The organism is uncultured Streptococcus sp., assembly GCF_963516515.1.
In the GTDB taxonomy this organism is placed as follows: Bacteria; Bacillota; Bacilli; order Lactobacillales; family Streptococcaceae; genus Streptococcus.
In genome coordinates this window covers 23,420-35,095 of sequence record NZ_CAUQCJ010000016.1, presented here as the reverse complement: position 1 = coordinate 35,095, position 11,676 = coordinate 23,420, and the positions used below count along the sequence as shown (strand labels likewise).

The following is an 11,676-nucleotide window of genomic DNA, read 5'->3' as shown; positions in this document are numbered from 1 at the left end:
AGCGGGTGCCCACGGAGGACTTACACCTCAGATGTACGACATGCCCGTCGTACCTAAAAATCGTATGAAGTCATCATACGATTTTATCTATTAATTAACTAAACTATGGTACAAGTCAAGATATGACTTGCAAGCTGTATCCCATGAGAAATCACACTCCATAGCTTGTTTTTGTAAATTTCTCCAAACATCAGGATGGTTTCTATACAAGTCCAAAGCTGTTTGGAAAGTCCAATTTAACCAATAAGGAGATAGGTTGTCAAAGCTAAAGCCAGTACCGCTTCCTTCGATTGGATTGAAAGCGCGAACTGTATCTCGCAAGCCACCAACTTCATGGACCAATGGCAAGGTTCCGTAACGCATAGCCATCATTTGAGACAAGCCACATGGTTCAAAACGACTTGGCATGAGGAAGAGGTCACAAGCAGCGTAGATTTCTTGAGCAAGTTTGACATCAAAAGTGATATTTGCTGATAGCTTGTCTGGGTAAATCTGAGCAAACCATGAGAAAGCCCCTTCAAATGCTGGATCGCCAGTTCCCAAAAGAACAATCTGAACATCATTTTGCAAGATATGGTGCAGACTTTCAACCACCACATCAAAACCTTTTTGACGTGTCAAACGAGAAACAATTCCCACCAGTGGAACGTCAGCTCTAACTGGCAAGCCAACTCTCTCTTGTAATTTTGCCTTATTCTGGGCTTTTCCAGACAAATCGTCCTGATTAAAATGATAATCTAATAGGGCATCCGTCTGAGGATTATACAGATCAGCATCAATCCCATTCACGATACCAGAAACTTTACCAGACTCCATTCGAAGAATCTGATCCAAGTTACATCCGAACTGACTGGTCATAATCTCATAAGCATAGCTAGGCGAAACGGTTGAAACACGGTCAGCATAGAGAATACCTGCCTTCATCCAGTTCAGACAGTTGTTCCAGCGAAGGGTGCCATCAGCGTAACGTTCAAAGCCAACTCCAAACAAATCCCATAACATTCCTTCTGAGAATTGTCCTTGGAATTCCAAATTATGAATGGTTAAAACAGTTTTAATTCCTTGATAAGCTTGAATCCAACGGTATTTTTCCTTTAACAAGAATGGTATCATGGCTGTATGGTAATCATGAACATGGAGAAGGTCAGGGATAAAGTCAATTCTTTCCATAGCCTCAATAGCAGAGAGTTGGAAAAAGGCAAAGCGTTCCCCATCGTCAAAATCACCGTAAACATGGCCACGGAAGAAATAATATTGGTTGTCAATAAAGTAGAAGGTCACACCATTTAGTACTGTTTTCTTAATTCCACAGTACTGTCTGCGCCAACCAACATTCACCTCAAAATGAAGAACATCTTCAATCTGATTTCCAAACTTAGCCTCTACCATGTCATAGTAGGGTAAAACAACTGCCACTTCATGTCCCGCTTTTACTAGTGATTTGGGAAGAGCACCAATGACATCTCCCAAACCACCTGTTTTTGAAAAGGGGGCACCCTCTGCTGCTACAAATAAAATTTTCATGAATGAATATCCTCTATTACTTTGCTACCTTTCTTAACGACAACTGGATGTTCTGCAGTGCCTCGAATCACAACACCAGGCTCAACTTCAACACCCTTGTCCAAGATAGCATATTCTACCTGAGCTCCTTCTCCAATAACAACACGAGGGAAGAGCAGGCTATCTTTAACCAAGCTATCCTTATGGACATGAATATTACGTGATAGAACAGAATTAGCCACTTGACCTTCAATGATACTACCAGAAGCAAACTGAGAAGTACTTACCTTAGATGTATTGGCATAGTAAGTTGGTTCTTCATTCTTAACCTTTGTATAAATTTTTTGGTTTGGAGTAAAGAGAGAGTAGAATTTTTGAGATTCAAGCATATCTTTATTAGCTTGGTAATAAGACTCTACAGAGTGAATATTTGCAAGGTAGCCTGTGTACTCGTAGGCAAAAGCCCCTTCTTTGGCAGCTAAATCCCGTAAAACATAGCGCAATTTCTCTGGATGTTCTTTTTTAGATTCTTCTTCCAAACGTTCAATCAACCACGGTGTATCAACGACAAAAATATCTGTGGACATATTATAAACTTCATCTGTTGATTTACTATCAAATAGTTTATGAGAACGAACATGGTCTGTTTCATCTACTTCCAAGATTGCGTTTACTTCTGAAATATCTTTCTTAGGAAGTTTCTTATAGACAACTGTAATAGGCCCCTTCGTTGTGTTATGAAGGTGAAACACTTGGTTCAAATCAATGTTAATCAAAACATCACAGTTGAGTGAAACTGTTTGGTTTGACCCAGAGCGTTTTAAATAAGTGAGCAACTGTTGGTAATATTCTTTTCCTACTGTACTACTCTCAACGCGTGTATTATAAATCCCTAGATAATAGTGACTAAGAAGAGTGGACAAGCCCCACTCACGCCCTGAACGGATATGGTCAAAAACAGAACTAATATTATCCTGCTGAAAAATACCAAAAACACTGCGAACACCAGCATTGGCAAGACTTGAGAGTGGGAAGTCAATCAAACGATATTTACCGCCAAATGGCAAACTAGCTACTGGACGGTGGTCTGTCAATGTTGACATATCATGAAAACCAACTGTGTTTCCTAAAATGGCAGAATATTTATCAATCTTCATCTGTTGCTACCCCCACTACTTCATTATATCCTACAACTTGTACTTCTTCTGTTCCATCAATTTCGACACCATCAGAAATAACTGCACCTTCACCAATAATAGCACGTTTGATTTTAGCCCCGTGTCCAATAATAGCTCCACTCATGATAACTGAATCAACAACTTCTGCACCTTCACGAACTTGCGCCCCTGTCGAAAGGATAGAATGTTTAACCGTTCCATCAACAAAACATCCGTCTACAACTAATGAGTCTTCCACATGAGCATTGGCACCAAGGAAGTTTGGTGGTGAAATTAAGTTTCTTGAGTAAATCTTCCATTGACGGTTACGGCTATCCAAGGCATTTTCTGGAGAAATGTACTCCATGTTCGCTTCCCAAAGCGACTCAATAGTACCAACATCTTTCCAGTAACCATTAAATTCGTAAGCATAGACACTTTCACCTGACTCAAGGTAATTTGGAATGACATTTTTACCGAAGTCTGACATATCCACATTGCTCTTTTCAGCAGCTACTAACATATTGCGCAGACGTTGCCAATCAAAAATGTAAATCCCCATAGAAGCCTTTGTAGATTTAGGTTGAGCTGGTTTTTCTTCAAATTCTACAATACGATTGTTAGCATCGGTATTCATGATACCAAAACGACTTGCTTCTTTAAGAGGAACATCAAGAACAGCTACTGTCAGGCTGGCATTATTATCCTTATGAGACTGGAGCATGGCATCATAATCCATCTTATAGATATGGTCACCCGAAAGAATCAAAACATACTCAGGATTGACACTGTCGATATAATCAATATTTTGGTAAATAGCGTGACTAGTCCCCTCAAACCAACGATTTCCTTCACTTGCAGAATAAGGTTGAAGGATAGAGACACCAGAATTAATCCCATCTAGACCCCAACTTGAACCATTTCCAATATGATTGTTGAGAGCAAGTGGTTGATACTGTGTAATGACTCCAACATTGTTGATGCCTGAGTTGGCACAGTTTGAAAGAGCAAAGTCAATGATACGGTAGCGCCCACCAAATTGCACAGCTGGTTTTGCGATGCTTTGAGTAAGTTTACCGAGACGAGTTCCTTGCCCACCAGCAAGAATCAAAGCTAACATTTCATTCTTCATTTTCTACTCCTTTTTGGTTTTTACTTGTGACAGTTTTATCAGATTTCAAGCGACGCTTGATTTTCCATACACTAGCTCCCATAGCAGGTAAGGTAAAAGTCAAGGTCTGCTCATAATCCTTCCATAGTCCTTCTTGCGTTTGAACAGTTTGATTGTGTTCTTTCCAGACACCTCCCCACTCTTCTAACTCAGTATTCCATACTTCCTGATAAATACCTGCAACAGGAAGGCCGATTGTAAAATCTTTTCGTTCAACAGGTGCCATATTAAAGACACAGACTAACATGTCGCCCTTTTTACCCTTACGGATGAAGGACAGAACACTCTGGTCTCGATTATCCGCATCAATGATTTCAATACCATCATAGCTGGTATCAATTTCCCACAGACAGCGGTGGTCTTTGTAAAACTGGTTTAGCTGAGAAGTGAAATACTTCATCTTAGCATTCATTGGATCTTCTATATTAGACCATTCCAACTGTTCTTCAGATTTCCATTCTAGGAATTGCCCATATTCACTACCCATGAAGAGCAATTTTTTACCTGGGTGACAAATTTGGTAAGTGTAGAGATTGCGCAAGCCTGCGAATTGATTGTAGCGATCTCCCCACATCTTGTGCATCATACTCTTCTTTCCATGAACCACTTCGTCATGCGAGAATGGTAGGAGATAATTCTCCTTGAAGACATACATAAAGCTGAAAGTCACCAGGTTAAAGTCGTATTTACGATAAATCGGATCTTCTTCGTAGAATCGGAGGATATCATTCATCCAACCCATATTCCATTTATAATCAAAGCCAAGACCATCTGAATCCTTGGTGTCAGTAATCTGTGTTGCAGATGAGCTTTCTTCTGCAATCATCATCACATCTGGATGAGCTTGTTTAATGACATCATTCAAACGTTGAAGGAAATAATATCCCTCGTAGTTGAGATTACCACCATCTTTATTAGGTGTCCATGGAGCATCATCGTAGTCAAGATAGAGCATGTTGCTAACCGCATCCACACGAATACCATCTAGATGGTAAAAGTCAATCCAAAACTTAATACTAGAAATCAAGAAAGACTGGACTTCATTCTTTCCAAGGTCAAAATTGAGTGCTCCCCAACCGTAGTTATGAGCCTTATTATGGTCTTGGTATTCAAAAGTAGGCGTCCCATCATAATAGGCTAAAGCATCATCATTAATAGTGAAGTGACCAGGTACCCAGTCTACAATAACGCCTATATTGTTTAAGTGACATTCCTCAACAAAATCTTGAAGCTCTTCAGGACGACCATAGGCATGCTCTAAAGCAAAGTAACCCATAAGCTGATAGCCCCAACTCAAACCGAGAGGGTGGGACATCAAGGGCATAAACTCAATGTGAGTATAGTTCATCTCAACCAAGTAAGGAATGAGTTCATCTTTCAATTGAGTAAAACTATAAGGTGTGCCATCAGGATTTCTCTTCCATGACCCAGCGTGGACCTCATAAATATTGACAGGACGCTCTTCAAAGCTCAAGCGTTTTCTACGAGCTAACCAAAGTCCATCCTTCCATTTCTTTTCTGGAATATCTGTTAAAATAGCACCAGTCCCAGGTCGTGCCTCATACCGTACAGCCAAAGGATCAATCTTCATCAGCTGATGACCATTTGCACGTGTGATATGATACTTATAAATTTGTTCTTCTTGAGCAAGGCTGGTAAAGACTTCCCAAACTCCAAATTCATTCCGTTCCATCGGAATTTGATTTTCAACCCAATTGGTGAAATCCCCTACCAAGTGAACTGCCTGAGCATTGGGTGCCCAAACTCGGAAAGTATAGCCAGACTCACCAGCTTTTTCTTCCCTATGCGCTCCCAGATAGTGCTGGAGGTGAAAATTCTCACCTGTCATAAAAGTTTCTAAAGCTTTTTTCCTATCCATACACCCTCCTATTTTTTGTAAGCGTTTTCTATAGTTTTATTATACTATCTTTTTAGATAAGATTCAAGTAAATTACTATATTTGCTAAAAATTCTTTTGAAAGCCTTCAACAAATTCACTGATGTATTCACTTGTAAATCAAGAAATTTTCAGAAACACTTTGAAAACGAATTGTTTTTTTACAATACTATCATAAAGTTCGTTATTTTGCTAACAAAAAAAATAATTTTAAGTAAAAAAATAAATCAGGAGATGAATTTCCTGATTTTATTGTTTTTAAGAGATAAATCACTGTAAATGCATTTAAATTGTAAAATTCTACAAAACTTTAAAGACGCTGGCGCTAACGCCACCAACCGTGTCTTTATCAGCTAAATGGCTGTTGGTCACCAAGAGTTCTAGATTTCCAGCATTTTCAAACTGGAAGTCTTGCCCTTTAGCATTAAAGACAACTAATAAGTGTTCTTCCCCATGAATCTCATAGACAATCCAACCACTATGTTCGTGGGCTGAATGAACAAAGACATGATGGTAAATTTCTTCATAAGTAGGGTAAGAAAAGGCACTGGTTTCTGTCTTCAATCGAATCATCTGACGAATAAATTCAATACTGTCTTGGCGCTCATTAATCAAGTCCCAGTTTACTTGGTTCACACTGTCTGGAGCATTATAGCTATTCATAGCACGCTCTCTATCATCATGGGTCAACTCACCATTTTCACCAGTCGCAACTAGTTTGGTACGACCAAATTCTTGACCGATTTCCATAAAGGCCATCCCTTGCATGAGCAGATTCATGGCTGTGGCAGTTTCGACCTTGCGCATGATTTGCTCTGAACTTTGGTCTGGATGAAGAGTTGCCAATAAATCGTGAAGATTGTAATTGTCATGGGCTTCCACATAGTTAAGTACTTGATTTGGATGTGTATAGGTTCCTAATTCACGACTGCCTAGGATTGCTTTGGCAAGAATTGGCTCTGTCGCAGCACCACTGACAAAACCTGACTTGATAGCACCATAAACTTCTCCACCTTTAACAGCATCACGCTGATTGTCATTAAAGAAACCGATATTTGGCATCTGGTAGGCATTGTCTTTCTTAGCCTTATCATATGGGGCAAGACCTGTACCCATATCCCATCCTTCTCCATAGAGGATAATGTTTGGATCGATTTCATCCAAGCTCTGGCGAATCATCTGCATGGTCTTAACATCATGAATCCCCATCAAGTCAAAACGGAAGCCGTCAATATTATATTCTTGCACCCAGTATAGAAGAGAATCAATCATATACTTGCGGAACATTTCGTGTTCACTGGCAGTTTCATTTCCAACACCCGTTCCATTCTGGAAGGTACCATCTGGATTCATACGGTAATAGTAATCAGGGACTGTTGTTTGGAAAGGTGCATCAACAACTGAGAAGGTATGGTTATAGACCACGTCCATAATGACACCAATACCCGCATCATGATAAGCTTGAACCATGGTCTTCAAATCACGAATGACCTGAGCTGGATCATCTGGATTAGTTGAAAGGCTGGTTTCTGGTGCGTTATAGTTTTGTGGGTCATAACCCCAGTTGTAGGTTGCATTCCCATCCGCATCATATTCTTTGTGACGGTCTGCAATTGGTTGCAACTGAACATAATTGTAGCCCAACTTCTTGATGTAATCAAAAGCAGTTGACTGGCCGTACTGGTTAACCGTTCCAGTCTGAGCAGCACCCAAGAAAGTTCCTCGAAGATGTTCATCCACACCTGAGGTCGGTGATTTGGTCAAATCACGAATGTGCATTTCACAAATAACTGCCTTACATGGATTTGCCAAGCGCCAAGTAGCATCAGAACCGTGCTTAACCTCAAAGTTTTCAACTTGCTTTTCTTCATGACTCAGGATAGCTGAACGTTTGCCATCGGGACTGGTCGCAATGGTGTACGGGTCGCGAGTAAGACTTTGATGATGAGGGAATTGGACTTGATACTGATAAGCCTTACCAGTCAAATCTTCCTCAACATCCAAACTCCAAACACCGATTGTATTATCTTTATGATTATAAGAGTAGCTATTGCCTCTCTCCATATCAAAAGTCTTCCAAACAGGTGCATCATTAGTAGCTGATTCATAAACGAAAACCTGCACTTCTGTCGCTGTTGGAGCCCAAAGGGAAAAATGAGCCTGATTGTCCTCTACTTGGCAACCTAGTTCACCCTGATAACCCCAATGATGGTCAAAACTAGCGCTATTAATAGCTTTATCGAAAGCGAAAGGATTTTGATTTTTATAGAAAGGACTGGCAATAGCAGGATTTTCAGAATAATAAATCCTATCATCCCCTTCCAAAATCCAGACCTCTGTTAAAAGAGGGTAGTGATTGAAACGGATTGCATATTCTTTACTGGTTTGTCCTGTATGAACCACAAAATTTAAGCTTTCTAAGGCATGGGAACTTGGGTGTTCAAAACTAAATAAGGCGCCAAAATAATCTTCTTTGTAGGTCAGCAAATCAATTCGTTGATCCTGACTTTTTACAAAGGAGCAAGTGTCGTATTCTCCATTCTTGCGATGGTAATGAATGCGCATAGGGTAATTAAACATTTTTTATTTTTCCTTTTTTAATTTGTTTCTGTTTCACTAATAAATTCTTGACCAATTTTGTCACGACTAACAAACATAGTTATATTATCTAAACTCTTATTTTAAACGATTATTACAAGCTTTCTAGCCAAGCTTCATCTCGAACTTCGATACCAAGTTCTTGTGCTTTTTGCAGTTTACTTCCAGCATCTGCTCCTGCAACGACGAGGTCGGTCTTTTTAGAAACGCTGCCTGTTACCTTGGCACCTAGACTTTCGAGTTTGCTTTTAGCTTCTGAGCGCTTGAGTCGTTCCAATTTTCCAGTCAATACAACTGTCAAACCTGACAAGGCCGCATCTGCCACTACAGTCTGACCTTTATAGTCCAGATTGACCCCAGCTTCTTTCAATTCTCTTAGGAGAATTTCAGAGCCTTCTGTAGCAAAGTAAGTCTGAAGACTCTTGGCAATCACACCACCCAGACTCTCAATACTAGCCACTTCCTCTGGATCTGCCTGAGCCAGATTTTCGATTGAATGGAAATGTTGGAGTAAGAGCTGACTGGCCTTACTTCCGACATGACGAATCCCCAAACCAAACAAGAGTTTTTCAGCAGAATTTTCCTTAGATGCTTGGATGGCTTGATACAGTTTAGAAGCGGACTTTTCCTTGACCCCCTCTAAAAGGAGGAAATCTTCTTCTTTCAAACGATAAATATCCGCAACATCCTTAACCAGATTAGCAGCAAAAAGCTTCTCAACAATAGATGGACCAAGTCCTGTAATATTCATAGCATCTCGAGAAGCAAAGTGGATCAAACCTTCCATGATTTGAGCAGGGCAACGTGGATTGATACAACGCAGGGCCACTTCATCTTCGAAATGCAACAAGTCAGAGTCACAACTTGGGCAGTTTGTTGGAATATCTAGTTTCTCTTCAGAAAGCCGTTTGGACTCTACCACACGTAAAACGGCAGGGATGATGTCTCCAGCCTTATAGACGATAACTGTATCATCTTTGCGGATATCTTTTTCAGCAATATAATCCACATTGTGCAGGGTAGCACGACTAACAGTTGTACCAGCAAGCTGAACAGGTGTCAGATTGGCAGTCGGAGTTACAACACCCGTACGGCCAACTGTCCAATCAACTGATAAGAGTTTAGCTTCTTTTTCCTCAGCAGGAAACTTGTAGGCTACTGCCCACTTTGGAGCCTTAACGGTAAAACCAAGTTCTTCTTGGCTTGCTAGGTCGTTTACCTTGATTACCACTCCATCGATATCATAAGGCAGGTTTTCCCGTTCCTGTCCTACTTTTTGAATAAAATCCCAGATTTCATCTATATTTTCAGCCAAGATTCGCTTAGGATTGACCACAAAACCTAGTTGTTCAAGGTGCTTCAAAACCTTTTCTTGACTATCACGAGTTGAAGGGCTGGCTTCTTGATAGAGGAAAGTCGCAAGATTACGCTTGGCAACTACTGCTGTATCCAACTGACGCAAGGTTCCTGCCGCTGCATTACGAGGATTGGCAAATTCAGTCTCTCCATTTTCTTGGCGAGCTTGGTTGACCTGGTCAAAAGAAGCGCGTGGCATGTAACACTCCCCACGAACTGTGATATCTAGTTCTTCTGGCAAAATCAAAGGAATGTCCTTAACACGCTTGAGGTTTTCCGTGATATTCTCCCCAACAGAACCGTCCCCACGTGTTGCACCTGCAACTAGAATCCCCTTTTCATAAGTCAGCGAGATAGATAAGCCATCAATTTTCAACTCACAAATATAGGTTGGATGAGCCACTTCCTTACGAACACGCGCATCAAAAGCTTCAAGCTCCTCACGTGAAAAAGCATCCTGCAAACTATAAAGAGGATACTGATGACTGTATTTTTCAAAACCATCTAAAACCTTGCCACCAACACGATGGGTAGGACTGTCTGCTAGCACTTGATCTGGATAGGTAGTTTCTAACTCAACCAACTCACGGTAAAGGCGGTCATACTCACTGTCTGAAACCGAGGGATTATCGCTGGTATAGTACTCAGTCGCATAGCGATTGAGCAAGGCGACTAACTCATTCATTCTTTTATTCATAAGACCATTTTACCATAAACTAAGCCCTCCTCACAAACGAGAAGGGCGGAAAAAACACTTAGATTGGAATTATTTTTGAAGTCCAAGCAAACTTATGTCTCTTTTTCAAAATGAGTTCGAACATATCCGAGAGCTAAGAAAGATAAGACTACAACTCCAAGTCCTATAATTAAGAAAGAATAAATATGGATACTTGGAAGCAAGGTCATTAAACCTGTTGCTAGGGGCATAAAAAGTATAGCTAAGGTATAAATCGAACTGAGAACTCTTCCCAGATATTCCCCTTCAACCTTGGTTTGTACCTGAGTAAAAAAGTGAATATTGAACATCGTCATAAATAGTTCACAAATGAAATTTCCTGAAAAAGCAAGATAGGAGGGGAGGGTGAAACCCATTATCATCACTCCAAGTCCAGTCAGAGCCAATAAAAACAGAAGCATTTCCATACTGGCTTTAATCTTACTAGCTAACAGCGCCCCAACAATAGATCCGATAGCCCCCATAGTTAAAATAGTGGCATAGGCACCTTGAACTCCATAGAGCTGATTTGAAAAAGGAAGGAGATAATTAAAGGCTGCGAAGAAAAAATTGACACTTGAAGCCATGACTAACAAAAAGAAGATTTCCTTTTGCTTCACAATATAGCGAACTCCCTCCTTGATATCAGAAAAAATAACTTTGAATGTAAGTTTCTTCTCACCCATAGTCTTCTCTTCTTTCTTTGGAAGCAAGGCTACCAAGCCAAAAGCGAGGAAAAAACTAAGGGCATCTAATACCAAGGTAATGCGAAGACTTGCAAATTGTAAAACCAGAAAAGAAAGCACAGGAGAACTCACACTGACAACCTGCATCACCAACTCCAAACGAGAATTGTAGAGGACCAGTTCATCCTTCTCTACCAATTCTGTGATAATGGCCTTATTTGCAGGTCTAGAAAAGGCAAAAGCAATAGCCTGCACAATATTGGCAAAAATCAAAGCCCCAATCATCCAGCTATCATTCCTTATGAAAGAAATAGCCAGACAAAGAATCCCACAAACAAGATCCGTCGCCATTAAAATCCTACGACGAGAAAAACGGTCTGAAATGACTCCGCCAAAAGGATTTACGAGAATAGATGTGACGAGTTCAGAAATCTGATACATTCCTAAAACAGTCTGCCCGATAGTCCCCATGGAAGCCAACCAGACACTATTTCCATAATCATAGAGCATATTCCCTATCTTGTTAACAGCTCCGCGACTAATCAACTGTACTGCATAGCGATTCATATAAAAACTCCTCTCAAATTTTGAAA

The 11,676-nt window shown here is 40.4% G+C and carries 7 protein-coding genes; all 7 read right to left on the bottom strand.

Annotated elements, in window-relative coordinates; translation table 11 throughout:
- Positions 1 to 90: 90 nt before the first annotated feature.
- Positions 91 to 1,524, bottom strand: a complete 1,434-nt coding sequence (gene glgA / locus RYL77_RS04850) for a glycogen synthase GlgA (RefSeq protein WP_315010258.1) — start codon at positions 1,522 to 1,524, stop codon at positions 91 to 93.
- Positions 1,521 to 2,660 carry a glucose-1-phosphate adenylyltransferase subunit GlgD gene (glgD, locus tag RYL77_RS04845; RefSeq protein WP_315010256.1) on the bottom strand — a complete coding sequence of 380 codons (1,140 nt, stop codon included), beginning with the start codon at positions 2,658 to 2,660 and terminating at the stop codon, positions 1,521 to 1,523. The genes glgA and glgD overlap by 4 nt, the downstream gene beginning before the upstream one ends.
- Positions 2,650 to 3,792 (bottom strand): glucose-1-phosphate adenylyltransferase, encoded by a 1,143-nt coding sequence (locus RYL77_RS04840; RefSeq protein WP_000787283.1) that lies wholly within the window; start codon positions 3,790 to 3,792, stop codon positions 2,650 to 2,652. Before RYL77_RS04840 ends, glgD begins: the two co-directional genes overlap by 11 nt.
- Positions 3,782 to 5,710, bottom strand: coding sequence for a 1,4-alpha-glucan branching protein GlgB (gene glgB, locus RYL77_RS04835; RefSeq protein WP_315010254.1), 1,929 nt, complete (start codon positions 5,708 to 5,710; stop codon positions 3,782 to 3,784). The genes RYL77_RS04840 and glgB overlap by 11 nt, the downstream gene beginning before the upstream one ends.
- 318 nt (positions 5,711 to 6,028) lie before the next feature.
- Entirely contained in the window at positions 6,029 to 8,308 is a 2,280-nt protein-coding gene (gene pulA / locus RYL77_RS04830) for a type I pullulanase (protein ID WP_315010253.1), read from the bottom strand.
- Between the two features lie 112 nt (positions 8,309 to 8,420).
- Positions 8,421 to 10,379, bottom strand: a complete 1,959-nt coding sequence (gene ligA, locus RYL77_RS04825) for an NAD-dependent DNA ligase LigA (RefSeq protein ID WP_315010251.1) — start codon at positions 10,377 to 10,379, stop codon at positions 8,421 to 8,423.
- 92 nt (positions 10,380 to 10,471) lie between these two features.
- Positions 10,472 to 11,650, bottom strand: a complete 1,179-nt coding sequence (locus tag RYL77_RS04820) for an MFS transporter (RefSeq protein WP_315010249.1) — start codon at positions 11,648 to 11,650, stop codon at positions 10,472 to 10,474.
- Between the last annotated feature and the right edge of the window lie 26 nt (positions 11,651 to 11,676).